Raw genomic sequence first — 26168 nt, forward strand, 5'->3', positions numbered from 1 at the left:
CGCGAGTTGCAATCCGTCGTCGCCGGATGCATAGGTCAACGCCGGCTTTACCGCGGCTTTACGGTTCGTAAGGACGGAGCGCTACGATTCGGCGCTCCACTCAGGGCTGCCTCCGTACTGCCCCTTTTTCGTCCGATGTCTTCCCCCACCCCCGAGCCTCCTGACGCCATCCCCGCCGGCCAACCCGTTCCCCGGCCGCCATCGCGCCGCCGGCTCTGGCTGGGCAGCCTGGCCGCACTGGTGCTGGTCCTGGCCCTGGGCGGCGGTGCCTGGTATCTGATCAAGCGCTCGAACGAACCGGCCGCCGGCCGTGGCGGCTTCGGCGGCGCGAGCTCTACCGTCGGCCACGCGGCTGCGCGCCGGGCCGAACTGCCGGTGACCATCGAGGCGCTGGGCACGGTGACGCCGCTGGCGACCATCACCCTCAAGCCGCAAGTCGGCGGCGTGCTCACCGAGGTGCTCTACACCGAGGGCCAGACCGTCACCAAGGGCCAGCTGCTGGCGCGCATCGATCCGCGCCCCTACGAGCAGGCGCTGATGCAGGCCCAGGGCACGCGCGTGCGCGACGAGGCGCAGCTCGAGGCCGCGCGCGTGACGCTGGCGCGCTACCGCACGCTGCTCACCCAGGATTCGATCGCGCGGCAGGACGTCGACACCCAGGCCGCGCTGGTCAAGCAACTCGAAGGCACCGTGACCACCGACCGCGCGTCCGAGGCTGCCGCCAGGCTCAACCTCGACTACACGCGCATCACCGCGCCGGTGGCCGGGCGCATCGGCCTGCGCACGGTCGACCTCGGCAACACGGTCACGGCCAATGCGAGCACCGGCATCGCGGTGATCACGCAGATGAACCCGATCGACGTGCAGTTCGCGGTGCCGCAGGACCGCCTGCCAGACATCCAGGCCCAGCTCGCCAAGGGTGTGCCGCTCACGGTCAAGGCGCTGGACCGCACGCGCAGCGCGACGCTCGACACCGGCACCTTCTCCACGCTCGACAACGTGGTCGACACCAGCACCGGCACCGTGAAGGGCAAGGCGCGCTTCGGCAATGCCGCCGTCACGCTGTTCCCGAGCCAGTTCGTCAATATCCAGATGACGCTGCGCACCGTGAACGCGATCGTGGTGCCGGTGACGGCGGTGCGCACGGGGCCCAACGGCAACTACGTGTACGTGATCAACGAAGACCGCACGGTTTCGATGCGCGCCGTCAAGCGCGGCGAGTCCACGGTCGACGTGGTGGCGATCACCGAAGGCCTCGAGGCCGGCGAGAACGTCGTGACCGAAGGTGGCGACCGCATCAAGGACGGCGCCCGCGTGCAGCTCCAGGGCGACAAGCCGGTGACCGGCCCGCGCCCCGGCGCTTCCGGCCCTAGAGGCCCGCGCGGCGAAGGCAGGCGCCAGCGGCCCGCGTCGCCCTGAACGAGGTGCTCTGAATGAGCCCTTCACGTCCTTTCATCGAGCGGCCGGTGGCGACCGCGCTCCTCATGGTCGCGATCGTGCTCGCGGGCCTGGTGGGCTTCCGCTTCCTGCCGCTGGCAGCCCTGCCGCAGGTCGACTACCCGACCATCCAGGTGCAGACGCTCTACCCGGGCGCCAGCTCCGAGGTGATGAGCCGCACCGTCACCGCGCCGCTGGAGCGCCAGTTCGGCCAGATGGCGGGGCTCGATCGCATGAGCTCCACCAGCTCGGCCGGCGTGTCCATCGTCACGCTGCAGTTCGCGCTCGACCAGACGCTCGACGTCGCCGAGCAGCAGGTGCAGGCCGCCATCAACGCCGGTGGCTCGCTGCTGCCGGCAGATCTGCCGGCGCCGCCGGTCTACGCCAAGGTCAACCCGGCCGACGCGCCGATCCTCACGCTGGCCGTGAGCTCCGAAACCATGCCGCTGACCGAGGTGCAGAACCTCGTGAACACGCGGCTGGCGCAGAAGATCAGCCAGGCGAGCGGCGTCGGGCTGGTCTCGCTCTCGGGCGGGCAGCGGCCCGCGGTGCGCATCCAGGCCGACACCAATGCGCTGGCCTCGGTCGGCATCGGGCTGGACACGCTGCGCACCGCGATCGCGGCGGCCAATGCCAACAGTGCCAAGGGCAGCTTCGACGGCCCGAAGCGCGCCTACACCATCAACGCCAACGACCAGCTGGTGGCGGCGGCCGATTACAAGAACCTGATCGTCGCCTGGAAGAACGGCGCGCCGGTGCGCATGAGCGACGTCGCGCGCGTGGTCGACGGCGCCGAGAACACGCAGCTCGGCGCGTGGGCCGCGCAGCGCAGCGAGAAAGCGAAGGACGACAACAGCACGGCGGCGCTGTACCCCGCCATCATCCTCAACGTGCAGCGCCAGCCGGGCGCCAACGTGATCGGCACGGTCGACGCGATCAAGAAGCAGCTGCCCGATCTCGAAGCCTCGCTGCCCGGTTCGCTCAAGGTCGAGGTGCTGAGCGACCGCACCACCGGCATCCGCGCCTCGGTGCACCACGTGCAGCTCGAGCTGGCGCTGGCGGTGGTGCTGGTGGTGCTGGTGATTTTCTTCTTCCTGCACAGCCTGCGCGCCACCGTGATCGCAAGCGTCGCGGTGCCGATCTCGCTCATCGGCACGCTGGGGCTCATGTACCTGCTGGGCTACAGCCTCAACAACCTGAGCCTGATGGCGCTGACCATCGCGACCGGCTTCGTGGTGGACGACGCGATCGTCATGATCGAGAACATCGCGCGCTACCTGGAGGAGGGCGATCCGCCCTTCAAGGCTGCGCTCAAGGGTGCGACGCAGATCGGCTTCACCATCATTTCACTGACGGTGTCGCTGGTGGCGGTGCTGATTCCGCTGCTCTTCATGGGCGACGTGGTGGGCCGGCTGTTCCGCGAGTTCGCGGTCACGCTGGCGATCACCATCCTCATCTCGGCCGTGGTTTCGCTGACGCTGGTGCCGATGATGTCGGCGCGTTGGCTCAAACCGCAGGCGGAAGAGGGCGGGCGCTTCGGCGCGCGGGTGCAGCAGTTCATCGATCGCGTGATCGCGCGCTACGACGGCTGGCTGCAATGGGTGCTGCGCCATCAGCCGCTGACGCTGGTGGTGGCGCTGCTCACGCTGGTGCTCACCGTGCTGCTCTACATCGCCATTCCCAAGGGCCTGTTCCCGACCCAGGACACGGGGCAGCTGCAGGCGCGCATCGAGGCGGCGCAGGACGTTTCGTTCGTGCGCATGGCCGAGCTGCAGCAGGCCGCGGCCAACGCGATCCTGGCCGACCCGGAGGTGCGCAGCCTGAGCTCGGTGGTGGGCGTGGACGCGGCCAACAACACGGCGCTCAACACCGGCCGCATGCTGGTGAACCTGCGCGCCGACCGCGGCAACCAGGAAGAGACCATGCAGCGCCTGCGCGAGCGCGTGCGCGCGGTGGCCGGTGTGGCGCTCTACCTGCAGCCGACGCAGGACCTGACCATCGATGCCGAGACCGGCCCGACCGAGTTCCGCGTCTCGCTCGAAGGCGTGGACACCACGACCGTGAACGAATGGGCGAGGAAGCTGGTGGAGCGCCTGCGCACAGTGCCGCAGGTGCGCAACCCGACCACCGATGCGGGCGCGCAGGGGATGGCCGCCTACGTGGACATCGACCGCAACACCGCTTCGCGGCTGTCGGTCACCGCCAGCTCGGTCGACGATGCGCTCTACAGCGCCTTCGGCCAGCGCATCGTGTCGACCATCTTCACCGAGACCAACCAGTACCGCGTGATCCTCGAGGCCCAGCGCGAGGCGCTGTCTTCGCCGCAGGGCCTGGGCAACCTGCAACTGCGCACCGGCGCGGGCACGCCGACGCCGCTGTCCTCGCTGGCGACCGTGCGCGAGCAGCTCGCGCCGCTGCAAGTCACGCGGATCGCGCAGTACCCGGCCGCGACCGTGGGCTTCGACACCGCCTCGGGCGTGTCGCTCGGCAAGTCGGTCGCGGCGATCCGCGCCGCGGCCAAGGACATCGCGTTGCCCGCCAGCGTGGGCATGACCTTCCTCGGCGCGGCAGGGGCCTACGAGAAATCGCTGACCAACCAGCTGTGGCTGATCCTCGCGGCCGTGGTGTGCGTGTACATCGTGCTGGGCGTGCTCTACGAGAGCTACATCCATCCGCTGACGATTTTGTCGACGCTGCCTTCTGCCGGTGTCGGGGCGTTGCTGGCGCTGATGGTGACCGGCAACGACCTCGGCGTGATCGGCATCATCGGGATCATTCTGCTGATCGGCATCGTGAAGAAGAACGCGATCATGATGATCGACTTCGCGATCGATGCGGAGCGCCATCAGGGCAAGTCGCCGCAGGAGGCGATTCACCAGGCGGCGCTGCTGCGCTTCCGGCCCATTCTGATGACCACGCTGGCGGCCTTGTTTGCCGCCTTGCCCTTGATGTTCGGGTGGGGTGAGGGGGCTGAATTGCGGCGTCCTCTGGGTTTGGCGATCTTCGGCGGGCTGGTGGTGAGCCAGGTGTTGACGCTGTTCACGACGCCGGTGATCTATCTTGCCTTTGATCGGATGGGGCGGAGATTCGGAGGAAAGCGTGAAGCAACGCATTCCGCTTGAGCCCCGTGCCCTCACCCCCGCCCTCTCCCAGAGGGAGAGGGAGTAAGGCATGAACCTCTCCAAGCCCTTCGTCGAACGCCCGATCGCCACGGTCCTGCTGACGATCGGCGTCGCCCTGGCCGGCATGGTGGCCTTCTTTGTGCTGCCGGTCTCGCCGCTGCCCCAGGTCGACTTCCCCACCATCTCGGTCCAAGCCAGCCTCGCCGGTGCCAGCCCGAGCACGATGGCATCGAGCGTTGCCACGCCGCTGGAGCGCCGGCTAGGCATCATTCCCGGCGTCAATGAACTGACCTCGACCAGCTCCAACGGATCGGCGCGCATCACGCTGCAGTTCGACCTCAAGCGCAACATCGACAGCGCCGCGCGCGAGGTGCAGGCGGCCATCAACGCGGCGCGCGTCGATCTGCCGGCCACGCTGCGCAGCAACCCGACCTACCGCAAGCGCAACCCGACGGCGGCGCCGGTCATGATCCTTGCGCTGACTTCCAAGACGCGCACGCCGGGGCAGATCTACGAGGCGGTGTCGAACATCGTGAGCCAGCGCCTGTCGCAGGTCGAGGGCGTGGGGGAGGTCGAGATCGGCGGCGGTTCGCTGCCTGCGGTGCGGGTCGAGCTCGAGCCCTTCGCGCTCAACCGCATGGGCATCAGCACCGAGGACGTGCGTGCCGCGATCCAGGCCAACAACGCGAACCGGCCCAAGGGCGCGATCGAGAGCGGCGACCGCCGGCTGCAGGTCTACACGCCCGCGGCGGGGCGACGCGCCGACGATTACCGCGACCTGGTGATCGCCTGGCGCAACAACGCCGCGGTGCGCCTGGGCGACGTGGCGCGCGTGATCGACAGCGTCGAGAACACGCGCACGCTGGGCCTGTTCAACGGTGCACCTGCCGTGGTCGTGCTGCTGACGCAGGAGCCCGGCGCCAACATCATCGAAACCGTGGATGGCGTGCGCAAGCTGCTGCCCGAACTGCGCACGCAACTGCCGCAGGACATCGATATCCAGGTCGCGTCCGACCGCACCAACTCGATCCGCGCCTCGCTGCGCGAGATCGAGTTCACGCTGATGGTCTCGATCGTGCTGGTGGTGCTGGTGGTGGGCCTGTTCCTGCGCAAGGCGCGCGCCACCATCATCCCGGCGGTGGCGACCGTGGTCTCGCTGCTGGGCACTTTCGGCGTGATGCACCTCTTGGGCTACAGCCTCAACAACCTGAGCCTGATGGCGCTCACGGTGGCCACCGGCTTCGTGGTGGACGATGCCATCGTGGTGCTGGAGAACACAGCGCGCCACGTCGAGGCCGGCATGAACCGCATGGAGGCGGCGCTGCGCGGGGCGCGCGAAGTCGGCTTCACGGTGCTGTCGATCAGCCTCTCGCTGGTGGCGGTGTTCATTCCGCTGCTGTTCATGGGCGACCAGGTCGGCCGGCTGTTTCGCGAGTTCGCGGTTACGCTGTCGGCGTCGGTACTGATCTCGCTCGTGATCTCGCTGACCACCACGCCGATGATGTGCGCCATGCTGCTGCGCAGCGAGGCGGAAGAGGGGCCGGCCAAGAAGCCCGGGCGCGTGCGCGCCTGGCTCGGCAGCCGCGCCGAGCGTGCCTGGCAGTGGACCCTGCGCACCTACGCCCACAGCCTGGACTGGGCGCTCGCGAGCAAAGGCGTCGTGATGGTGGTGCTGCTGGCGGTGATCGCACTCAACGTCTATCTCTTCAACGCCATCCCCAAGGGCTACTTCCCGCAGCAGGACAACGGGCAGCTCAACGCGGGCTTGCGGGCCGACCAGAGCATCTCGTCCGCGGCGGTCGCCGACAAGTTGCGCCAGGCCGTGGACATCATCCGCAAGGACCCGGCGGTCGACACCGTGGTGGGCTTCTCGGGCGGCGGCCGCGCGGGCGGCGGCTTTATGTTCGTGAACCTCAAGCCGGTGTCCGAGCGCACCGAGAAGACGGCCGCGGTGATCGACCGCCTGCGCCCGCAGCTCAACCAGCTCACCGGCCTGCGCGTGTTCCTGAACCCGGTGCAGGACCTGCGCATGGGCGGGCGCTCCAGCAACTCGAGCTACCAGTACACGCTCAAGAGCGACAACCTGAACGACCTGCGCGCCTGGTCGACCAAGCTGGCCGAGCGCCTGCGCCAGGAGACCACGCTGACCGACATCGACAGCGATGATGCCGACAACGGCGTCGAGACCTACGTCGAGGTCGATCGCGATGCCGCGGCGCGGCTCGGCGTGACCTCGAGCGCGGTCGACAGCGCGCTCTACAACGCCTATGGCCAGCGCTCGGTGGCCACCATCTACGACGAGCTCAACCAGTACTCGGTGATCATGGAATGGGCGCCGCGCTTCCAGCGCGCGCCGATCGCGCTCAAGGACCTGTACGTGCCTTCGACGCTGAACACCACCACCACAGCGAGCGGCGCGACCAGCACCAGTTCGCTGCAGGCCACCACCGACGCGACCACCGGCACATCGACCTCCACCTCGGCCAACCCGGCGTCGCGGACCTCGTCGGCCGGCCAGCAGATCGCGACCAGCACCACCAACATGGTTCCGCTCTCGGCCTTCGCCAAGCTCAGCGAGCGGGCGGTGCCGACCTCGATCGACCACCAGGACACCGAGCTCGCGAGCACCGTCTCGTTCAGCCTGGCCGAAGGCGTGAGCCTGGCGCAGGCCAAGCGCATCGTCGCCCAGGCCGAGGCCGACATCGCGATGCCGGTCAACGTGCGCGGCAGCTTCCAGGGCACGGCGCTGGCGGCGCAGCAGTCGCAGGCGCAGCAGCTCTTCCTGATCCTCGCGGCGCTGATCGTGATCTACATCGTGCTCGGCGTGCTCTATGAGAGCCTGGTGCATCCGGTCACGGTGCTGACCACGCTGCCTTCGGCCGGCGTCGGCGCGGTGCTGGCGCTGCTGCTGTTCCGCATGGAGTTCTCGATCATCGCGCTGATCGGCGTCTTCCTCCTGATCGGCATCGTCAAGAAGAACGCGATCCTGATCATCGACTTCGCGCTCGAGGCCGAGCGCGCGCGCGGCCTGAGCGCGCTCGAGGCGGTGCGCGAGGCCTGCCTGTTGCGCTTCCGCCCGATCCTGATGACCACGCTGGCGGCTGCGCTCGGCGCGCTGCCGCTCGCGATCGGCTTCGGCCAGGGCGCGGAGCTGCGCCAGCCGTTGGGCGTCGCGATCATCGGCGGCCTGATTGCGAGCCAGCTGCTGACGCTTCTGACCACGCCAGTCGTCTACGTGCTGCTCGACAAGCTGCGCCGGCGCCCGGCCAACGAAAAATACCTGAGCCGTGCCGCGAGCTCGGCATGAAGACCTGATGACGAAGAACAGAAGAACCCATCTGGCCCTGGCGCTTGCGGCCCTGCTCTCGGGCTGCGCCATCGGCCCCGCCTACGAGCAGCCCTCCACGTCCCAGCCCCCCGCATGGAAGGAGGCGGCCGCCGCCGAAGGCTGGCTGCCCGCCGCCCCGGCCGACGCGCTGGACCGCGGCGAGTGGTGGAAGCTGTTCGGCGACGCGGGCCTCGACGAGCTCGCGGCGCGCGTGCAGGTTTCGAACCAGAACATCGCCGCCGCCGTGGCCAACTATGCGCAGGCTCAGGCGCTGGTGCGCGAGCAGCGCGCGGCGCTGTTCCCGACCGTCACCGCGGACGGCAGCGCCCGCCGCTCCGGCGCGCGCAACACCTCGCCCACGACCGCGACCAGCGCCTCGCTGCAGGCCGACTGGGCGCCCGACGTCTGGGGCCGGCTGCGCCAGGCGGTCAGCGGTGCGCAGGCCAGCGCCCAGGCCAGCGAGGCCGACCTGGCCTCGGCACGCCTTTCGGCCGTGGGCGAACTCGCGACCAACTACTTCGCGCTGCGCGAAGCCGATGCCGAGCTGCAGCTGCTGGCCGGGACGCTCGAAGGCTACGAGCGCAGCCTGGGGATCGCGCGCAACCGCTACAACGCCGGCATCGCGGCCCAGACCGACGTGCTGCAGGCGCAGACGCTCTACGTCAACACCCAGGCCGAGCGTGTCGCCCTGCAGCGCACCCGCGACACGCTGGAGCATGCGATCGCGGTGCTGGTCGGCGCCGCGCCGGCCGAGTTCGTCCTGCGCCCGGCCGACTGGACGCCCGTCGTGCCCGGCATCCCCGTCGGCGTGCCCTCGACCCTGCTGCAGCGCCGGCCCGACATCGCCGCGGCCGAACGCGCGGTGGCGGCCGCCAACGCGCAGATCGGCATCGCCCGCTCGGCCTACTTTCCGAGCCTGACCCTGAACGCCGCGCTCAGCAGCAGCGCGAGCCGGGTCGGCGACCTGTTCAATGCCTCGAACATGCTCTGGTCGCTGGGCCTGTCGGTCGCGCAGACGGTGTTCGATGCCGGCGCCATCGGCGCGCGCGTCGATGCGGCCAAGGCGGCGCACCAGGCGGCCGTGGCGAGCTACCGCCAGACCGTGCTCACTGCATTCCAGAACGTCGAAGACCAGCTCACCGCAGGCGCCAGCCTCGCGCAGCAGGAGGGCTTGCGCCGCGAGGCCTCGGCCGCGGCCGACCTCACCGAGCAGCAATTCCTCAACCGCTACCGACAGGGCCAGGTGAGCTACACCGACGTGGTGACGGCGCAGGTCTCGGCGCTCAACGCGCGGCGCACGTTGCTGCAACTGCAGGTCAATCGGCAGAGCGCGGCGGTGGCCCTGATCCAGGCGCTGGGCGGGGGATGGCAGGTGGAATGGGCCGATTCGCAGCCTCGGACGCCGGCTGGCGGCTGAGCTTGCCCGGCCCGGCGCGCGCCGGGAGTCCCCCTCGACGTGGGTAGGCCATTGGCTGCAGGGCTATGCCTGCGCCCATGCGCCCATGCGCCCATGCGTCAATGGGGCAGCGCGGTGGCGCGCGGCTACATCCAATGCCTGCAGCGGACCGGCCTTGTGCACGATAGGCGCACCCCAGGAGACTCTCGACACTGCCTCCGAGCATTCGCCGAACGCACTACGAGAGGAGTCAGCCCATGCAGTTCGATCTCGAGGGTTCCGAAGGCCTGTTTCCGTTCGCGCCGCCGGATCCGTTCCCCTTTCCGCCGCCGTTTCCGGAACCGGGGCCCCGTTGGCCGCCCGACCGCTTCTTCCCGCCGCGCGAACTCGAACAGATTCGCTGGCCGATCAAGTACGGCCCGGCGCAGGTCAACATCCTGGTGGTGATCGACAGCGGCGGCGCATACGACGTTGCGACCGATTTCGGGCTTGGCGTCATGCTGCGGGACGCTTTCAATGTCGGCATGCCCGGTGGAACGCCGTTGCCGGCTGATCACCCGGCGTACGCGCGCTTCGCCTTCACGCTGGCGCACCGTTCGAACGGCGCGGGCACCACGCCCGGTTTCGATTCCTTCACTTTCAGCGACGCGAAGCGCCGTTCCACGAGGTCTGGCTGTTCGGGATCAGCGCCTCCGCGCCGTACCTGCAGGGGGCCGAGCTCGCCGCGCTGACGAAATTCATGGACAACGGCGGCGGCGTGCTCGCCATGGGTGACCACGAAGACCTGGGCCTCGGGCTGTGCGGCAACGTGCCGCGCGTCAAGAGCATGCGCAAGTGGTGGTTCGACGCGCCGCTGCCGCCGGGCGAACTCAAGGCGCCCGACTCGACCGATCTCACGCGCAACGACACCGTGCAATTGATCGCCGGCATCGACCCGGGCTTCGGAGGCCAGAGCGATTCCACGCCGCAGCCGATTTATCCCAGCTACAGGTACGGCCACAACTGGTGGCGTCCCTGGCGGCGCTATCGCTATCCGCACCCCGTGCTGTGCGGGCCGCGTGGCGCGATCACCGTATTTCCCGATCATCCTCACGAGGGCGATTGCATCGCGCCGGCGGCGCTCGATCCCGCTCACTATCCGGGCGGCGTGGCGCCGGAGGTCATCGCTCGCGGCCGCAACGTCGTTGGCAGAACGAAGGGCGGCTACACGATCACCGACCCGCGACAGTTCGGGCTGCTGGGCGCTTACGACGGCCATCGGCCCGCAGCCGGCGTGGGCCGGGTGCTGGTCGACTCCACCTGGCATCACTGGTTCAACATCAACCTGATCGGCCTCGACAACGTGCCGCACACCACGGCCTACAAGGACATCCTGGCCTTTTTCCGCAATGTTGCCGTCTGGCTGGCGCCGCGGGAGCGGCAGGAGCGCATGCGCCTGACTGGCCATGTCATCGGCCTCTTCACGCCGTACATGATCGAGCGGACGCTGACGGTTCGTGACTTGCGGCCGGAGATGTTCTATCCGATCGGCATCGAGGCCCGCGATGCGCTCGGTCGAATCGCGCCGCAGTGCCAAGTGGACATCTGGCTCTTCGAGCTGCTTGCGCCCCATCTGCCTCTCCTGCGCAGGCGCATCGAGCCGCCTGTCCCGGGCGAGCTGCCCGATCCATGGGAGTCCCTGGTGCTGGATCGCGTCGCGATGACGGCCCTGGGCGGCGCGATGGCGTCACTCGCGCTGGCGGCGCGCGAGAGCGACTACCGCGATGGCGACGCCGTGATCAAGTCGGCGGAAAAAATCATCGACAACGGGCTGCGCGAAGGGTTGGCCTACGCCGAGAAGGACCTGGCGATGATGGGCAAGAGGCTGCACGCGGCCGTCGGCAGCGCGCTGCTGCCGAAGAAAAAGGTCGACAAGAAGCCGAAGAAGAAATAGGAGGCCGCCGCGAGAGGCGCCAGTCACCCGCCACGCGGCCGCGGCGCCTGCAGGTAGGCACCCGATTCGAAGAGCTGCGATTCGGCCTCGTCGATGCTCCGGATCACCGGCTTGCCGGCGCGGCTGGCCAGCATCTCCACCAGCGCCTCGGTGACGGCCACGCCCGCCGCGACCGAGGGAAAGAAGGACGGGCTGTCGATCGCGAACAGCAAAGTCTCGTCCGCCAGCAGCGACAACGGCGAGGCGATGCTGTCCGTGATGGCCACGATGCGGCAGCCCACCGCCTTGGCGGCCTGCGCGACCTGCAGCGCTTCGCGCGAGTAGGGCACGAAGCTGGCGACCACCAGCGCGTCGCCCTTGGCGAAGGCGCGCTGCTGCATCTCGAGCGAGCCGCCCTGGCCGTCGACCAGATGCACGCTCGAACGGAACATCCGGTAGACGTAGACGAAGGAGAAGGCGATCGGAAAGCAGGCGCGAAAGCCCGCCGCGTGCACGGCGTTGGCCTTCTCCAGCACCGCGCAGGCCTTCTGCAGCGCCGCCTCGCTCTGGCGATGCGTGTTCTCCAGGTTGCGCCGCTGCACCTCGAACATCTCGCCGGCCAGGCCCTGGTCCTTGGCGCGGCCGATCAGGGTCTTGGCGCGCGCGCCGTAGGCGTCGGACGAGCCCAGGCCCATCTCGGCGGCCACCGCGTCCTTGAACTGCGGCCAGCCCGCGTAGCCCAGGAGCTGCGCAAAGCGCACCAGCGTGGCCGGCGTGCTGCCGGCGCGCGTGCCGACGCTGCGCATCGAGCTTGTCACCACGTCGTTCGGATGGTCGAGCACGTACTTGGCGACCTGCTGCAGGGCAGGGCTCAGGCTCTCGTAGCGCTGGCGGAGATCGTCCTTGACACCCATGGTTTGTCTTTCGTCGTTGGAACGAATGTACCGGATGGAACAGCGGTGTTTCATGGACTTCTTGACGGAACAAATGTTCCAAACAATAATTCAGTCAATACATTAGTTCCAGGCCTCGAACCGCATGACGCACGTCTTCCACCGCCACCTGCGCCACACGCCGCAGGTCGCCGTCGCCGCCCAGGGCATGACGATCCGCGACGCCGAGGGCCGGGAGTACCTCGATGCCTCGGGCGGCGCGGCGGTCTCCTCGCTGGGCCACGGCCATCCGGACGTGATCGCCGCGATGCATGCGCAGATCGACAAGCTCGCCTACGCCCACACCAGCTTCTTCACCAGCGAGGTCGCCGAGCAGCTCGCCGACGAGCTGATTCGCACCGCGCCCGAGGGCATGAGCCACGTCTACCTGGTGAGCGGCGGCTCGGAGGCCGTGGAGTCGGCGCTCAAGATGGCCCGCCAGTACTTCGTCGAGATCGGCCAGCCGCAGCGCACGCATTTCATCGCGCGCCGCCAGAGCTACCACGGCAATACGCTGGGCGCGCTCGCGGTCGGTGGCAATGCGTGGCGGCGCGCGCCCTTCGCGCCGATCCTGGTGCCGGCCACCCACGTTTCGCCCTGCTATCCCTACCGCGAGCAGCGCGCCGACGAAACGCCCGAGCAGTACGGGCAGCGCCTGGCTCATGAACTCGAAGCGGCAATCCTCGGGCAGGGGCCCGACAGCGTGATCGCCTTCGTCGCCGAAACGGTGGGCGGCGCGACCGCCGGCGTGCTGACGCCGGTGCCCGGCTACTTCAAGGCGGTGCGCGAGGTCTGCGACCGCTACGGCGTGCTGCTGATCCTCGACGAAGTGATGTGCGGCATGGGCCGCACCGGCACGCTCTACGCGAGCGAGCAGGAGGGCGTGGTGCCCGACCTCGTGACCATTGCCAAGGGCCTGGGCGGCGGCTACCAGCCGGTCGGTGCGGTGCTGGCGCAGCGGAAGATCGTGGAGGCGATGTCGCAGGGCAGCGGCTTCTTCCAGCATGGCCACACCTACCTCGGGCATCCGGTGGCCTGCGCCGCGGCGCTGGCGGTGCAGCAGGTGATCCATCGCGACGGGCTTCTCGCCAAGGTGCGCGCGGACGGCGAGGCCTTCGGCGCCATGCTGCGCGAGACGCTGGGCGCCCATCCGAACGTGGGCGACATCCGCGGCCGCGGCTTCTTCTGGGGCATGGAGCTGGTGGCCGAGCGCGCGAGCAAGGCGCCTTTCGCGCCGGCGCTGAACCTGCATGTGCGCATCAAGAAGGAGGCCATGGCGCAGGGCCTCCTGTGCTATCCCTTCGGCGGCACGGTCGACGGCAAGCTCGGCGACCACGTGCTGCTGGCACCGCCTTTCATCGCGACGCGGCAGGACCTGCGCGAGATCGCGACGCGGCTCGCGGCGTCCATCGACGCCGTCGTACGCGCCATCTGATTTCTTCCACCCTTCCGAGGAGCTTTCCCATGACCTTCCCACGCCTGTCGACCCTGGGCGCCGCGCTCGTGGCCGTCTTCACCCTGATGCCCCTGGCCGCCGTGCATGCGCAGGACGGCGGCACGCTCGCCAAGGTCAAGGCGAGCGGCACCATCACCTTCGGCTACCGCGAATCCTCCTTCGGCTTTTCGTACCTCGACGGCAATCTGAAGCCGGTGGGCTACAGCATCGAGATCTGCAACCGCATCGTCGAGGCGATGAAGGCCGAGCTCAAGATGCCCAGCGTCGAGATCCGCTACCAGGCCGTGACCTCGGCCAACCGCATTCCGCTGGTGGTCAACGGCACGGTCGACATCGAGTGCGGCAGCACCACCAACCTGGTCGAGCGCCAGAAGCAGGTGGCTTTTTCGCCCGACATCTTCCGCTACAACGTGCGCATGCTGGTGAAGGCCGATTCGGGCGTCAAGAGCCTTGCCGACCTGCAGGGCAAGACGGTGGTCACCACCACCGGCACCACCTCCTTCCGCCTGCTGCGCGAAGCCGACAAGGGCAAGAACCTCGAGGTGACCAACCTGGCCGGCAAGGACCACACCGACTCCTTCCTGCTGGTGGAGAGCGGCCGCGCCCAGGCCTTCGTGCTCGACGACATCCTGCTCGCCGGCCAGATCGCGAACGCGCGCAATCCCAAGGACTTCATCATCACCGGCGAGAGTCTGCGCACCGAGAACCAGTCGCTGATGTTTCGCAAGGACGACCCGGAATTCAAGGCGCTGGTCGACCGCGTGGTGGGTGGCATGATGAAGTCGGGCGAGATGGAGAAGCTCTACGCCAAGTGGTTCATGTCGCCGATCCCGCCCAAGAACATCAACATCAACTATCCGATGAATGCCGAGACGAAGGAGGCTTTTGCCAACCCGTCGTCGAAGGGCATCTGAACCTCGTTCATGACGCGCATCGCCCTGATCCATGCATTGAGCCACTCGGTGGCGCCGATCAACGCCGCTTTCGCGCGCGACTGGCCTGAAGCGCAATTGATGAACCTGCTCGATGACAGCCTCTCGGCCGATCTCGCGCGCGGCGGCCGAGGGCTCGATGAGGCGATGCATGAACGCTTCCAGCTTCTCGCGCAGTACGCGGTCGATACGGGTGCGAAGGGCATTCTCTTTACCTGCTCGGCCTTCGGCCCGTGCATCGAGGCGGTCGCACGGCGGCAAGCGGGCATGCCGGTGTTGAAGCCGAACGAAGCGATGGTCGCGGAGGCCGCGGCGGGCACAGGCAAGCTGGGGCTCATCGCGACCTTCCAGCCGACGCTCGACTCCATGCCGCCGGAGTTTCCGGCCGGCGTGGAACTCGAGCTCGCGCTGGCCGAAGGCGCACTCGATGCGCTGAACGGGGGCGATGCGGCGCGACACGATGCGCTCATCGCGAAGCAGGCCAGCGCGCTGCGCGACATGGGCTGCACGCGCATCGCGCTGGCGCAGTTCAGCATGGCGCGTGCCCGTGTTGCCTGCGAAAGCGCAGCGGGGCTGCCGGTGCTGACCACGGTCGACAGCGCAGTGCGCGCGCTGCGTGCGCGGCTGAGCTGAACGCCAACTGACTCCCGGCCTCGCGATAATCGGCGCTCTTACAAGGAGCGCGCGTGGATATCGTTTTGCTGGTCAAGGCCGCGATCATGGGCATCGTCGAAGGCCTGACCGAGTTCCTGCCGATCTCGTCGACCGGCCATCTGATCCTCGCCGGTTCACTGCTGGGATTGAACGGCGACAAGTTCAAGGTCTTCGAGATCGCGATCCAGACCGGCGCGATCTTCGCGGTCATCCTGGTCTACTGGCAGAAGATCCATTCGACTGTCGTCGCGCTGCCGCGCCAGCCGAAAGCGCGGCGCTTCGCGCTCAACGTGCTGATCGGCTTCCTGCCCGCCGTGGTGCTGGGGCTCCTGTTTGGCAAGCTGATCAAGGCGCACCTGTTCACGCCGGTGGTCGTGGCCAGCACTTTCATCATCGGCGGCTTCATCATTCTGTGGGCGGAGAAGCGGCCGCCGGGCTCGGTGCACATCGAGAACGTCGACGACATGACGCCGTGGGACGCACTCAAGGTCGGGCTGGTGCAGTGCTTTGCGATGATCCCGGGCACCAGCCGCAGCGGCGCCACCATCATCGGCGGCATGCTCCTGGGCCTGTCGCGCAAGGCGGCGACCGATTTCTCCTTCTTCCTCGCGATTCCAACGCTGATCGGCGCCGGCGCCTACAGCCTCTACAAGGAACGGGCGCTGATGTCTGCGGCCGACATTCCGCTGTTCGCCGTCGGGCTGGTTTTTTCGTTCGCGAGCGCCTGGCTTTGCGTGCGCTGGCTGCTGAAGTACATCAGCACGCACGACTTCATTCCCTTTGCGTGGTACCGCATCGCCTTCGGCATCGTGGTGCTGGCGACGGCGTGGAGCGGGGCGGTGGTCTGGGCTGACTAGGGCCTGTTAACAGGCCCTAGGCCGGCTTCGCGCCGATCAAGGTCTTCAGTTTCGCCTTGACGCGGGCGCCGACCGGCGTGCGGGTCTGGGCATGCTCGCGGCGCAGAGGTGCGAGGTTCCGGTTTCTGGGATCGGCCAGCATCACCGCGGCCAGGTAGGCCGACTGCCCGGCGGCCTTGGACAGCTCGCTCAGTTCGCTCCAGCCTGGTAGATGGCCGCAGGGAGCGGAAGGCTCTTCAAGGCGGACCAGCAGCGAACGCGTCACCTCCAGCAGCGCGCTGGCGGAGTTCAGGCAGAAATAGACGGCCGATTGCGCGGTCTGACTGCGATGGTTCGGAGCGTCGAAGAACATCGGATCGAACTCGCCGGACGGAAAGCACGGCGCCTGCCGCGCAGAACCTTCGACCTCGGACAGCATCTGCTCGATGGCCTGCAGCGTGCGATGCATGAGCTCGTTTTCGATCGGCGTGGGTGCCATGGCGAACCTGCTGAACCCTTGTGAACCTCGTGGAATCCGCTTGCAGTGTTGCTCTTTCTCGGGGCGGCGCACAGGGCCTGAAGAGCCAACCGGAGGGCCAAGCGCGCGGGCGTCTCGAATGGCCGTTCAGGCCATCAGGTTGCGCAGCGATGCTTCCGTTGCCGCGGCGGTAGCGATCGGCTTCTCCATCGGAAAAAGATGCGTGCCGTCGAGCATCATGATCCGCCCCTTGGTGACCTGCTGCGTCATCGTCATGCCCACGCGCCGCATCTCGACCGATTGACGCCCGCCGATGAAGGCCGCGTTGCACTTGAGCGGATGGGCGCGCAGCAGCGCGCCGAGGTTGTGGGGCACGGTGTCGTAGATCGCGGTCTCGATGTCGCGGTCGAAGCTCAAGGTGCGGGCGTCCTCCATGTCGAAGGTGCCGTGCTCGATGTAGTCGCGCAGCACGCGTTCGTCCCACTTCGCAAAAGCCTTCTTGCTGCGGAAGTGTTCGAACACCGCCTCGCGGTGCTCCCAGCTGTTGCGGCGCTTGCGGCTCACCATGCCGGGCGAGACGCTCTTCATCCACGGCGTGCGCTTCATGAGGCTCAAGGTGTTGGCCCGCCAGCCGCCGATGAGCGGCGAGTCGAGCAGCACCACGCCGCGCGCGAGCGCGGGATGCAGCGCTGCGCACATCAGGCTCAGAAAGCCACCCAGCGAATGGCCGACCAGGAACACCGGGCCGCCGGCCGCGTCGGCCCGCGTGCGCGCGAAGTCGGCCAGCTGCTGCACCAGGTGCGGCCAGTTGTCGGTGACGGGGTACTTCGGATCGTGGCCGAATTTCTCGATCGCGTCGATCTCGAAGCCGCGGTTGCGCAGGCTGTCGAGCATCACGCGGTACGTGCTCGCCGGGAAGCTGTTCCCGTGCGAGAAGACGATCGAAGGCATGCCCTTCAGATCAGCTTTTCTTCAGGTGTCGAGATCTTGCGCAGCGGGCTGTGGCGGGTCGCCGGCATCTTGAGCGGATGCTCGGTGTAAGCGTCGTCCCAGACCGGGTCCTCGATGCTGTCGAAGACTTCGCGCAGCTTCTGGCCCCAGCTGTTGTGCATCATCCGGTAGTAGGGGTTGTCGGCGTCGATGCAGACCACCTTGTCGGTTTCGAGCCGGTTGGCTTCATAGACCACGAGGTCGAGCGGCAGGCCGACGGAGAGGTTCGACTTCATCGTCGAATCCATCGAGACCAGCGCGCACTTGGCGGCCTCGTCCAGCGGGGTGTCGGGCGTCAGCACGCGGTCGAGCACCGGCTTGCCGTACTTGGATTCACCAACCTGGAAGTAGGGCGTCTCGTTGGTCGCTTCGATGAAGTTGCCGGCCGCGTAGACCAGGAACAGGCGCATGCCTTCGCCCTTGACCTGGCCGCCGAAGATGAAGGAGACGTTGAAGTCGAGCCCGGCGTGCTTGAGCGCCTCGGCGTCGCGGTCGTACACGTGGCGCACCGCCGAGCCGAGCACGCGCACGGCATCGAACATGCTCTTGGCATTCCAGATCGTGATCGGCGGGCTGTCTTCGGTCTCGCGCAGCTCCTCGATCTGCAGGATCTCGCGCACCGACTGCGAGATGCTCAGGTTGCCGGCCGACAGCAGCACCATGACGCGATCGCCCGGCTGCTCGTAGACGATCATCTTGCGGAAGGTGCTGATGTGGTCGACGCCCGCATTGGTGCGGGAGTCGGAGAGGAACACCAGTCCGGCGTTGAGTTTGATGCCGACGCAGTAGGTCATGAGGTCTTCTCGCACGAATCGGGCCTAGCCCTGTTCGCGCGCGTGGAGTGTCTTGAGTGCGTAGAGCGCTTCGAGCGCTTCGCGCGGGCTCATCGTGTCGGGGTCGAGCACAGTCAGCGCGGATTCTACGGCGCTCACAGGCGGTGCTTCCACCGCCGGCGGTGGCGCGAACAGGTCGACCTGGGCGCGCGTCTGGATCTGCTGGGCCTCCAGCGCTTCGAGGGCCTGGCGCGCATGATTGACCACGGCAGCCGGCATGCCGGCGAGCCGCGCGACCTGGATGCCGTAGCTCTTGCTGGCCGGGCCCGGCTGCATCTCGTGCAGGAACACGATGTCGCGGCCGGCCTCGGTGGCGCTCACGTGCATGTTGACGGCGCCGTGGTGCGTGGCCGGGAACTCGGTGAGCTCGAAGTAGTGGGTGGCGAAGAGCGTGAAGGCGCGCGTGCGGTCGTGCAGCTGCGCCGCGATGCCGGCGGCGAGCGCGAGGCCATCGAAAGTACTCGTTCCGCGGCCGATCTCGTCCATCAGCACCAGCGAATGGGCGGTGGCGCCGTGCAGGATCTGCGCCGCCTCGGTCATCTCGAGCATGAAGGTCGACTGCGCATTGGCGAGATCGTCGGCCGCGCCGATGCGCGTGTGGATGGCATCGATGGGCCCGAGCCGGCAGGCCTCGGCCGGCACGTGCGAGCCGATCGAAGCCAGTAGCACGATGATCGCGACCTGCCGCATGTAAGTCGATTTACCGCCCATGTTGGGGCCGGTGATCACCTGCATGCGTTGTTGAGGACCCATGCGGGTGTCGTTTGCAATGAATGCGCCCGATGATTTTTCTGCGAGGCGGGCCTCCACCACCGGATGGCGGCCCTTTGCGATTTCGATGCAGGGGTGGGCGACAAAGCTCGGTGCGCGCCAGTGCAGCGTGTGCGAGCGCTCGGCCAGCGCGCAGAGCGCGTCGAGCGTGGCCAGTGCGTTGGCGAGCCGGCCGAGCGCCGCGACCGAGGGCTGCAGCGCATCGAGCAGCTGCTCGTAGAGCCACTTCTCGCGCGCCAGGGCACGGTCCTGCGCCGACAGCGCCTTGTCCTCGAAGGCCTTGAGCTCGGGCGTGATGAAGCGTTCGGCGTTCTTCAGCGTCTGGCGGCGGCGGTAGTTGTCCGGCACCTTGGTGAGCGCACTCTGCGTGACTTCGATGTAGAAGCCGTGCACGCGGTTGAACTGCACGCGCAGGTTCGAGATGCCGGTGCGCTCGCGTTCGCTCGCTTCGAGCTGCAGCAGGTAGGCGTCGCTGTTCTCGCTGATGGCGCGCAGCTCGTCGAGCTCGGCGTCGTGGCCGTCGGCGATCACGCCGCCGTCGCGCACCAGCGCGGAAGGCTCGGGGCCGATGGCGGCCACCAGCAGTTCGACGCAACCGGACGGCGGCGCCAACTGCTCGGCGATGCGCGCGAGCAGCGCGGCCGAGCCGGGCAGGGCGGGCGCCAGCTCTTCGGCCTTGGCGAGTGCCATGTGCAGCGCGACCAGCTCGCGCGGACGCACCTGCCGAAGCGCAATGCGCGCGGCGATGCGTTCCACGTCGCTGGTGTTCTTGAGCCGATCGCGCAGCGTGCGCCACGGCGTCGCGGTGGCGCCGGGCGCTGTCGACTGCAGCGCGTCGATGGCTTCGAGCCGCGCCTCTGCATCGCCGCGCTCGCGCCGCGGCGCCAGCAGCCAGCGCTTGAGCAGGCGGCTGCCCATGCCCGTCATGCAGGTGTCGAGCAGCGAGAACAGCGTGGGCGAGTCTTCGCCGCGCAGCGTCTGCACCAGTTCGAGATTGCGCCGCGTGGTCGGCGGCAGCTCGATCAGCTCACCGTCGCGATCGACCGAAAGCCGTTGCACATGCGAAAGCGTTCTGCCCTGCGTGTGCTCCGCATAGCCCAGCAGCGCCGCGGCGGCCGCATGCGCGCTGGCCAGCGATTCGGCGCTCCAGGCGGCCAGGCTGTTGCTGCCCATCTGCTCGCACAGCTTGCGCTCGCCGAGGCCGCCGTCGAACTGCCAGGCGGGCCGCACCGAGAGCGTGAAGGGCGCGCCGTTGCGCGCGGCCTTCAGGCGCTGCTCGAAGCCGGGCGTCACCTCGGCGCTGTAGAGCAGCTCGCTCGGCGCGATGCGCGCGATCCAGGCTTCCAGCGCATCGGCGGGGCATTCGGCCAGCCGCAGCTCGGCGCCGGTGACGCTGAGCCAGGCCAGGCCGCAGAAGTTGCGCGTGCCGGCGTGCACCGCGAGCAGCAGCGAATCGCTCTTGTCGTTGAGGAGTTCGGTGTCGGTCAGCGTGCCCGGCGTGACCACGCGCACCACCTTGCGTTCCACCGGGCCCTTGGCCGCGCCGACCTCGCCCACCTGTTCGCAGATGGCCACCGATTCGCCGAGCTTGATGAGCCGCGCGAGGTAGGTATCGACCGAGTGGAAGGGCACGCCGCACATCACCACCGGCTGGCCGGCCGACTGCCCGCGCTGCGTGAGCGTGATGTCGAGCAGGCGCGCGGCCTTCTCGGCATCGGCGTAGAACAGTTCGTAGAAATCGCCCATCCGGTAGAACAGCAGCGTGTCGGGATGGTCCGCCTTGAGCCCGAGGTACTGGGTCATCATCGGGGTGTGCGAGGCGAGTTCGGGTGTGTCGCCTCGGCTCATGAGCGCTCCGTTTTCTGAAAGTACATCGTGTTGCGCAAGCCTTCGAAATGGGCATCGCAGGTCAGCAGATCAGCGCCCTGGTGTCGCGCCGTTGCGTAGACGATGGCATCCGCCGTCGCCAGCTTGTGCTCGCGGTGCAATTCGGCCGCGAGCAGTGTGATGGAGGTGTCCAGCGGCACGACCACGCATTTTTGCGTATAGGCGATAACCTGGTCCGCTTGTTCTTCGCCGACCTCGCGCATCAGCCATTTCGACAGTTCGAGCTGGACGATGGTTGGAACGATGCAGCGCGCTTTGTCGGGGAATTCCTTGCCGAGTTTCTTGCCGAGCGCGCTGCCGGTGAGCCATTCGATCCAGGCCGAGGTATCGACCACGCGCGTTGACGCGGCCATCAATAGCGGTCCTTGCGGTCGCGGTAGCCGTCTTTTCTTGCGCCCTTGGCGATGCCGGACAACTGGTCCAGTTCCGGCACCGGCATGACCAGCACACCTTTGCCCTTGGGAACGAAAACGAACTCCTGGCCTGCCTCCCAGTGCTGTTCTTCACGAACAGCCTTGGGAATGGAGATCTGGAACTTGCTGGACAGCGTCGCGGTGGCGGTCATTTCGTACCTCGAATTGATCGATGGGGATTCGGTAAGAATATACCCGCTTCCCGAGGCACGCCGACGAACGGGCGCCCGCTCGCGGCGGGCGCCCGTCACAAGGAGAACGAGGAGATGGCTACAGCTGCCCGCGGCGCCGGCGCGCGACGCGCACGGCGTCGACCCAGGTGTCGATGTTGAAGCGCTGGCCCGACTCCGCGATCCGCGCGCCGGTGATCTGGTGCAGCGGAATGCGGCGCAGGTCGCCCGGCAGTTCGCTGTGGCCGTGGAGGATCCTCTTCTGCACGTCGAGGTGATCGACCTGCATCGTGCACTCCGCCTTCTGGCCGCGGGGGTCTAAATAACGCACGTGGATGCGCGGCTGTTCGTCGACGATGGCATGTTCGCCCTTGCCCTGGATGAACCACTCGGGCAGGGTGTCGGGCGGCGAATCGCCGCTCACGCTCAGGCCGCCGCGCACGGTCGGGATCTCGAGCGGTATGTGACCCGATCGCACCCTGGCCGCCGCGATGCGGCGTTCGGTTTCGCGCCGCTCGGCGACGCGGTGCCACGCGATCCACATGATGACGAACAGGAGCAGCGCTCCCGTCAACAGCGCCACCAGGAACTGCCATTGCGCAAGTCCGATGTCCATCTGTCGGCTCCCAGGGATATAGCCATTAAGTATTCAACCTGGAAATTCTGGACGCGCGGGCATGGGGTGTCAAACGCCTTCAAGGCATAGGGCGTTCGGCCGGCCGCGCGGGCTCAGTCCTCGTGGGTGTCGTGGGTGGCCACGGCGCCGCGGCGCCAGTAACCCGAGGCCCGCATCCACTTGGGATGGGCGCCGCGTTCACCGACCAGATGGGTGCGCAGCGCCTTGGCGGCGGACGATTCGCAGGCCACCCAGGCATGGAAGTCGCCGGCCGGCAACGTGAGCTTGCGCAGCGCATCGAGCAGGCCGCTGCCGGTGCCCGGTTCGGCGCCGCGGCGGTGCACCCATTGCAAGTCCAGGCTGGCCCGGGTCTCGAAGGGGATTTCGTCGGCCTCGCTGTCGACCTCTGCCAGCACCACCGCGCGCGCGCCGGCCGGCAGCTCGGCCAGCCGGCGCCAGATGGCGGGCAGGGCGGTGTCGTCGCCGATCAGAAGGTGCCAGTCGAAGTTGGTCGGAACGATGAAGGAGCCGCGCGGCCCGCCCACGCCCAGCAGGTCGCCGACCTTGGCCTGTTCGGCCCACTGCGTGGCCGGACCGGCCTCGTGCAGCGCGAAGTCGACTTCGAGGGTGCCGGCCGCGGCATCGTGGCGGCGCGGCGTGTAGTCGCGCATGGTCGGCTTCGGGCCCTCGGGCCAGACCGGTCCGTCGGGGCCGACGGTCGGCACGGTGAGCGCGCCGGTCCCGGCATCGGGGAAAAAGATCTTGGCGTGATCGTCGAAGCCGAGGCTGGTGAAGCCGGCCAGGTCCTCACCGCCGAGCGTGATGCGGATCAAGTGCGGCGCCACGCGCTGCACCGCGCGCACCTCGAGCTTGCGAAAGCGAAGTTCATGGCGCACGCGGCGCGGCAGGCGGTCGGGGCCAGGAGAAGAAGGGGGAGAGGAAAGATAAGTCATGTCGTCGATTTCAGTTGTTGGCCGGTGAAGCCAGGCCCGTTCGGGGAACACCGCGGAACCGGCTTCGCCGGGCCGCTGGTGTTGCGCCCGGCGAGGGGGTTGGCGTAGCGACACGAAGTGCGCGAAGCCTGGGGGTGAACTCAAATCCTTTCAAGTTGTTGAGCGGCGCTGTCGAGCACCGCGGCGAATTCGTGGGCTTGTTGTTCGGTGAGGGGTTCGCGCGCGAGGCGCATGCGCATCGCGAGCTTGAGGTTCTCGATGGCGCGCACCACCTGCGGCGGCCGGCCGTGGCGCGGGCCTGCGCCGTCGACGCCGCCTTTCATGCGCGCCATCATCTCGTCGGTGATCTCGCGGTTGGCGGCAAGGAATTCGCGGCCGGCCTCGGTGATGCTGTAGCGCTTGCGGCCGCCGGCGTCGGCGAGGTCGACGCTCACGCAGCCCGTTTCCTCGAGGAGGGTGAGCGTGGGGTAGACGATGCCGGGGCTGGGGCTGTAGCGGCCGCCCAGGCGGTCCTCGATGGACTTGATCAACTCGTAGCCGTGGCTGGGCTTGTCGGCGATGAGCTGCAGCAGAACGAAACGCAGGCCGCCGTGGCCGAAGATGCGGCCACTGCCACCGCCGCCACGCCCGCCGGCCAAGCCGTCGCCATGGTCGCCGCGGGGATGGCCGTGCAGAAAGTGCTTGAAAGATCGCATTGGAATGGGCTCGATGTCGTTATCTGATTTAATAAAGATATATCTAAATATTATCTTAGTCAAGGCTTGAGACCGATGACCAGCCCGCGCCACACCTATGTCGCACGCATCAACCGCGTGATCGACCACATCGACGCGCACCTGGCCGACCCGCTCGATCTCGCGACGCTGGCTGGCGTCGCGCACTTTTCTTCCTGGCATTTCCATCGCGTATTCCAGGCCATGGCCGGCGAGACGCTGGCCGATTGCGTGCGGCGGCGCCGGCTGGAGGTGGCGGCGGCCCGGCTGCTGGGCCTGCCGCCCGAGCCGGTGCTGGCGATTGCGCTCGACGTCGGCTTCGGCTCGGCGGCGGTGTTCACGCGGGCCTTCAATGCGCACTTCGGCGTCACCCCCACGGACTGGCGGCGCGGCGCCTACCGTTCGTGGGCCGAACGCCGCCGCATCGAACTCGGCAAGATTCATCAAGCCGACCGCAAGGCGCATCAAGCCGTGGCCGAGGCTTTCCGACACGATGAACGTTCCTGGCCCAAGGGGCCTGTTCCTCGTTCAGGAGACAGCGAAATGAAGATCGAACTCAAGACCCTGCCGGAGGTCCGCGTGGCCTACATGCGGCACGTCGGCCCGTACGGCGACTCGGGGATCACGCGCACCTGGCAGCGCTTCGCCGCCTGGTGCGGCGAGCACGGCCTGATGGAACCGCGGCGCACGATGTACGGCGTCAGCCACGACAACCCCGACGTCACGCCGCCGGCGAAGTGCCGCTACGACGCCTGCATCGAGGTCGGCGAGGGGTTCCGGCCGGAGGGCGAGATCGGCGTGCAGACGGTTGGTGGCGGGCGCTATGCCTGCACCGAATTCACCGGTCCGTCGACCGAGATCCATACGGCCTGGATGAATCTGTGCGACTGGCTGCCGGACAGCGGTTACCAGCCCGCCGACGGCGCGCCGATCGAAATCTACGGCCGCGACTTCGAGATGGACGAGAAGACGGGGGCGTTCAACTGCACGCTGTGCATGCCGGTGCGGCCGCTCTGACTAGCGCTGCGGCATGTCCTTGACCGAGTAGCCGAGGCTCACGGTCGCGTCATGAGGGATGGGGGGCATGCCGGCGTTCCAGGCCTGCCAGGCTTCGCGCATCGCGGCCAGCCGTTCGGGCTCGCGCGGCGCCTGGTTGGCGCGTTCGCGTTCGTCGGCCGGGATGTTGAACAGGTACTCGTTGCCGTCGACCTGCAGGTACTTCCAGTCGCCGTCGCGCAGGGCGCGCTGATTGCGGTGGTTCATGCGCCAGTGCAGCGGGCGGCGGAAGCTCGTCGTCGCGTTGCGCAGCACGGGCAGGAGCGACACGCCGTCGAGCGGGTAGCTCGGGTCGGCCTTGGCGCCTGCCGCGTCGAGCATCGTGGTGGACCAGTCCATCGTCATGCAATGCTGGGCGCTCTCGGCGCCGCCGGCAGGTATGAGCGCGGGCCAATGCGCGATCCACGGCACCCGGATGCCGCCTTCGGTCAGGTCCATCTTGCCGCCGACCAGCGGCCAGTTGTCGGAGAAGCGTTCGCCGCCGTTGTCGCTGGTGAACACGACCAGCGTGTCGCTGGCGATGCCGTGTTTCTCGAGCGCCGCCAAGATCCAGCCGATGCCTTCGTCCATGTGGTGGATCATGCGGCGGTAGGTGTGGATGTTGCCGCCGGCCAGGTCGAACAGGTTGTTCTTCACTGTGGGCGCCTTGGCCGCGTCCTCGCGCGTTTCCCAAGGCCAGTGCGGCGCGGTGTAATGCAGGCTCAGGAAGAAGGGTGCATCCTTGTTCGCCATGCGCGCAACGTAGTCGACCGCGCGCCGCGAGAGCAGGTCGGTGAGGTAGCCGTCTTCCTTTTGATCTTCCTCGCCCGACCAGAGGTCGTGCCGGCCGCTCGAATCGCAATGCGTGAAGTAGTCGACGCCGCCCGACATCGAGCCGAAGAATTCTTCATAACCCGAACGCAGCGGACCGAAGGCCGGCGCAAAGCCCAGGTGCCATTTGCCGATGAGGGCCGTGCGGTAGCCCGCTTCGCGCAGCAGCGAGGGCAGGGTGGGATGCTCCGGCGGCAGGCCCAGCGTGGCGCTGCCGCGGCTCTTGCTGTTGATCGGCTCCTCGGCCGCGCCGCGAAGGCGGTACTGGTAGCGCGCCGTCATCAGCGCGAAGCGCGTGGGCGAGCACACCGGCGAGTTCGCGTAGCCCTGCGTGAAGCGGATGCCGTTCGCGGCCAGCCGGTCGAGCACCGGCGACACGGGCCCGAAGTCGGCATCGCGGCCGCCGTAGCAGCCGAGGTCGGCAAAACCGAGGTCGTCGGCGACGATGAAGATGATGTTGGGACGTTGCATGA

General features: G+C 67.9%; 22 protein-coding genes. 11 read left to right on the top strand and 11 right to left on the bottom strand.

All coding sequences use genetic code 11. The features are described 5' to 3' along the window. Positions 1–135 precede the first annotated feature (135 nt). The 6 genes from ACSQ9A_RS09565 (at position 136) to ACSQ9A_RS09590 (ending at position 11216) form a co-directional block, all read left to right on the top strand. A complete protein-coding gene (locus tag ACSQ9A_RS09565) occupies positions 136–1419 on the top strand; it encodes an efflux RND transporter periplasmic adaptor subunit (RefSeq protein ID WP_436303482.1) in 1284 nt (427 codons plus the stop codon). A gap of 14 nt (positions 1420–1433) precedes the next feature. After that, positions 1434–4559, top strand: coding sequence for an efflux RND transporter permease subunit (locus tag ACSQ9A_RS09570; RefSeq protein WP_436303483.1), 3126 nt, complete (start codon positions 1434–1436; stop codon positions 4557–4559). Positions 4560–4608: 49 nt separating this feature from the next. Beyond that, positions 4609–7866, top strand: coding sequence for an efflux RND transporter permease subunit (locus ACSQ9A_RS09575; RefSeq protein WP_436303485.1), 3258 nt, complete (start codon positions 4609–4611; stop codon positions 7864–7866). 7 nt (positions 7867–7873) lie between these two features. Further along, positions 7874–9304 carry an efflux transporter outer membrane subunit gene (locus ACSQ9A_RS09580; protein ID WP_436303486.1) on the top strand — a complete coding sequence of 477 codons (1431 nt, stop codon included), beginning with the start codon at positions 7874–7876 and terminating at the stop codon, positions 9302–9304. Positions 9305–9540: 236 nt separating this feature from the next. Continuing rightward, on the top strand, positions 9541–10014 hold the full coding sequence (locus ACSQ9A_RS09585) for a hypothetical protein (RefSeq protein WP_436303487.1): 474 nt from the start codon (positions 9541–9543) through the stop codon (positions 10012–10014). A gap of 8 nt (positions 10015–10022) precedes the next feature. After that, complete coding sequence (locus ACSQ9A_RS09590; protein ID WP_436303488.1) at positions 10023–11216, top strand: hypothetical protein; 1194 nt, start codon at positions 10023–10025, stop codon at positions 11214–11216. A 23-nt stretch (positions 11217–11239) separates the two neighbouring features. Here the strand turns inward: ACSQ9A_RS09590 and ACSQ9A_RS09595 are convergent, their stop codons facing one another. Continuing rightward, a complete protein-coding gene (locus ACSQ9A_RS09595) occupies positions 11240–12109 on the bottom strand; it encodes a MurR/RpiR family transcriptional regulator (protein WP_436303489.1) in 870 nt (289 codons plus the stop codon). Positions 12110–12233: 124 nt separating this feature from the next. Between ACSQ9A_RS09595 and ACSQ9A_RS09600 the strand changes: the two genes are divergently transcribed. Genes ACSQ9A_RS09600 through ACSQ9A_RS09615 form a run of 4 tightly spaced genes read left to right on the top strand, consistent with a single transcriptional unit; the run spans position 12234 to position 16026 of the window. Next, positions 12234–13562 (top strand): aspartate aminotransferase family protein, encoded by a 1329-nt coding sequence (locus ACSQ9A_RS09600; RefSeq protein WP_436303490.1) that lies wholly within the window; start codon positions 12234–12236, stop codon positions 13560–13562. Between the two features lie 29 nt (positions 13563–13591). Next, positions 13592–14497 (top strand): transporter substrate-binding domain-containing protein, encoded by a 906-nt coding sequence (locus ACSQ9A_RS09605; RefSeq protein WP_436303491.1) that lies wholly within the window; start codon positions 13592–13594, stop codon positions 14495–14497. A gap of 9 nt (positions 14498–14506) precedes the next feature. Then, positions 14507–15148 carry an aspartate/glutamate racemase family protein gene (locus ACSQ9A_RS09610; RefSeq protein ID WP_436303492.1) on the top strand — a complete coding sequence of 214 codons (642 nt, stop codon included), beginning with the start codon at positions 14507–14509 and terminating at the stop codon, positions 15146–15148. Positions 15149–15201: 53 nt separating this feature from the next. Continuing rightward, positions 15202–16026, top strand: a complete 825-nt coding sequence (locus ACSQ9A_RS09615) for an undecaprenyl-diphosphate phosphatase (RefSeq protein ID WP_436303493.1) — start codon at positions 15202–15204, stop codon at positions 16024–16026. A gap of 16 nt (positions 16027–16042) precedes the next feature. On the opposite strand, the gene ACSQ9A_RS09620 is transcribed toward ACSQ9A_RS09615, so the two are convergent. From ACSQ9A_RS09620 to ACSQ9A_RS09660, 9 genes are all read right to left on the bottom strand, one after another. After that, the gene (locus tag ACSQ9A_RS09620) at positions 16043–16474 is read right to left on the bottom strand and encodes a hypothetical protein (RefSeq protein WP_436303494.1); all 432 of its coding nucleotides are present in this window, start codon (positions 16472–16474) and stop codon (positions 16043–16045) included. Positions 16475–16630: 156 nt separating this feature from the next. Beyond that, entirely contained in the window at positions 16631–17434 is an 804-nt protein-coding gene (locus ACSQ9A_RS09625) for an alpha/beta fold hydrolase (protein ID WP_093102356.1), read from the bottom strand. A gap of 5 nt (positions 17435–17439) precedes the next feature. Beyond that, positions 17440–18267, bottom strand: coding sequence for a proteasome-type protease (locus ACSQ9A_RS09630; RefSeq protein WP_093102358.1), 828 nt, complete (start codon positions 18265–18267; stop codon positions 17440–17442). A gap of 24 nt (positions 18268–18291) precedes the next feature. Next, on the bottom strand, positions 18292–20925 hold the full coding sequence (mutS, locus tag ACSQ9A_RS09635; protein ID WP_436303495.1) for a DNA mismatch repair protein MutS: 2634 nt from the start codon (positions 20923–20925) through the stop codon (positions 18292–18294). Beyond that, on the bottom strand, positions 20922–21299 hold the full coding sequence (locus tag ACSQ9A_RS09640) for a type II toxin-antitoxin system VapC family toxin (RefSeq protein WP_436303497.1): 378 nt from the start codon (positions 21297–21299) through the stop codon (positions 20922–20924). The genes mutS and ACSQ9A_RS09640 overlap by 4 nt, the downstream gene beginning before the upstream one ends. Before the next feature lie 17 nt (positions 21300–21316). Continuing rightward, complete coding sequence (locus ACSQ9A_RS09645; RefSeq protein ID WP_093102362.1) at positions 21317–21529, bottom strand: AbrB/MazE/SpoVT family DNA-binding domain-containing protein; 213 nt, start codon at positions 21527–21529, stop codon at positions 21317–21319. A gap of 118 nt (positions 21530–21647) precedes the next feature. Continuing rightward, positions 21648–22163, bottom strand: coding sequence for a hypothetical protein (locus tag ACSQ9A_RS09650; protein ID WP_436303498.1), 516 nt, complete (start codon positions 22161–22163; stop codon positions 21648–21650). A 113-nt stretch (positions 22164–22276) separates the two neighbouring features. After that, on the bottom strand, positions 22277–23116 hold the full coding sequence (locus tag ACSQ9A_RS09655) for a siderophore-interacting protein (RefSeq protein WP_436303499.1): 840 nt from the start codon (positions 23114–23116) through the stop codon (positions 22277–22279). Between the two features lie 140 nt (positions 23117–23256). Then, positions 23257–23811 (bottom strand): PadR family transcriptional regulator, encoded by a 555-nt coding sequence (locus tag ACSQ9A_RS09660; RefSeq protein ID WP_093102367.1) that lies wholly within the window; start codon positions 23809–23811, stop codon positions 23257–23259. A gap of 75 nt (positions 23812–23886) precedes the next feature. On the opposite strand from ACSQ9A_RS09660, the gene ACSQ9A_RS09665 reads away from it, so the two are divergent. Beyond that, the gene (locus ACSQ9A_RS09665) at positions 23887–24846 is read left to right on the top strand and encodes an AraC family transcriptional regulator (RefSeq protein ID WP_436303500.1); all 960 of its coding nucleotides are present in this window, start codon (positions 23887–23889) and stop codon (positions 24844–24846) included. Here the strand turns inward: ACSQ9A_RS09665 and ACSQ9A_RS09670 are convergent, their stop codons facing one another. Continuing rightward, on the bottom strand, positions 24847–26166 hold the full coding sequence (locus ACSQ9A_RS09670; protein WP_436303501.1) for a sulfatase family protein: 1320 nt from the start codon (positions 26164–26166) through the stop codon (positions 24847–24849). Positions 26167–26168 lie beyond the last annotated feature (2 nt).

It is taken from the genome of Variovorax sp. LjRoot290 (assembly GCF_964253985.1).
Lineage (GTDB): Bacteria > Pseudomonadota > Gammaproteobacteria > Burkholderiales > Burkholderiaceae_C > Variovorax.

What these genes read in the sequence shown, in the direction of transcription:
- ACSQ9A_RS09575 (WP_436303485.1), top strand. Translation starts at nt 4,609, where the DNA reads ATGAACCTCTCCAAGCCCTTCGTCGAACGCCCGATCGCCACGGTCCTG.
- ACSQ9A_RS09655 (WP_436303499.1), bottom strand. Translation starts at nt 23,116, where the DNA reads ATGACTTATCTTTCCTCTCCCCCTTCTTCTCCTGGCCCCGACCGCCTG.
- ACSQ9A_RS09570 (WP_436303483.1), top strand. Translation starts at nt 1,434, where the DNA reads ATGAGCCCTTCACGTCCTTTCATCGAGCGGCCGGTGGCGACCGCGCTC.
- ACSQ9A_RS09610 (WP_436303492.1), top strand. Translation starts at nt 14,507, where the DNA reads ATGACGCGCATCGCCCTGATCCATGCATTGAGCCACTCGGTGGCGCCG.
- ACSQ9A_RS09605 (WP_436303491.1), top strand. Translation starts at nt 13,592, where the DNA reads ATGACCTTCCCACGCCTGTCGACCCTGGGCGCCGCGCTCGTGGCCGTC.
- ACSQ9A_RS09670 (WP_436303501.1), bottom strand. Translation starts at nt 26,166, where the DNA reads ATGCAACGTCCCAACATCATCTTCATCGTCGCCGACGACCTCGGTTTT.
- ACSQ9A_RS09620 (WP_436303494.1), bottom strand. Translation starts at nt 16,474, where the DNA reads ATGCATCGCACGCTGCAGGCCATCGAGCAGATGCTGTCCGAGGTCGAA.
- ACSQ9A_RS09590 (WP_436303488.1), top strand. Translation starts at nt 10,023, where the DNA reads ATGGACAACGGCGGCGGCGTGCTCGCCATGGGTGACCACGAAGACCTG.
- ACSQ9A_RS09580 (WP_436303486.1), top strand. Translation starts at nt 7,874, where the DNA reads ATGACGAAGAACAGAAGAACCCATCTGGCCCTGGCGCTTGCGGCCCTG.
- ACSQ9A_RS09565 (WP_436303482.1), top strand. Translation starts at nt 136, where the DNA reads ATGTCTTCCCCCACCCCCGAGCCTCCTGACGCCATCCCCGCCGGCCAA.
- ACSQ9A_RS09630 (WP_093102358.1), bottom strand. Translation starts at nt 18,267, where the DNA reads ATGACCTACTGCGTCGGCATCAAACTCAACGCCGGACTGGTGTTCCTC.
- ACSQ9A_RS09585 (WP_436303487.1), top strand. Translation starts at nt 9,541, where the DNA reads ATGCAGTTCGATCTCGAGGGTTCCGAAGGCCTGTTTCCGTTCGCGCCG.
- ACSQ9A_RS09595 (WP_436303489.1), bottom strand. Translation starts at nt 12,109, where the DNA reads ATGGGTGTCAAGGACGATCTCCGCCAGCGCTACGAGAGCCTGAGCCCT.
- mutS (WP_436303495.1), bottom strand. Translation starts at nt 20,925, where the DNA reads ATGAGCCGAGGCGACACACCCGAACTCGCCTCGCACACCCCGATGATG.
- ACSQ9A_RS09625 (WP_093102356.1), bottom strand. Translation starts at nt 17,434, where the DNA reads ATGCCTTCGATCGTCTTCTCGCACGGGAACAGCTTCCCGGCGAGCACG.
- ACSQ9A_RS09660 (WP_093102367.1), bottom strand. Translation starts at nt 23,811, where the DNA reads ATGCGATCTTTCAAGCACTTTCTGCACGGCCATCCCCGCGGCGACCAT.
- ACSQ9A_RS09600 (WP_436303490.1), top strand. Translation starts at nt 12,234, where the DNA reads ATGACGCACGTCTTCCACCGCCACCTGCGCCACACGCCGCAGGTCGCC.
- ACSQ9A_RS09665 (WP_436303500.1), top strand. Translation starts at nt 23,887, where the DNA reads ATGACCAGCCCGCGCCACACCTATGTCGCACGCATCAACCGCGTGATC.
- ACSQ9A_RS09650 (WP_436303498.1), bottom strand. Translation starts at nt 22,163, where the DNA reads ATGGACATCGGACTTGCGCAATGGCAGTTCCTGGTGGCGCTGTTGACG.
- ACSQ9A_RS09645 (WP_093102362.1), bottom strand. Translation starts at nt 21,529, where the DNA reads ATGACCGCCACCGCGACGCTGTCCAGCAAGTTCCAGATCTCCATTCCC.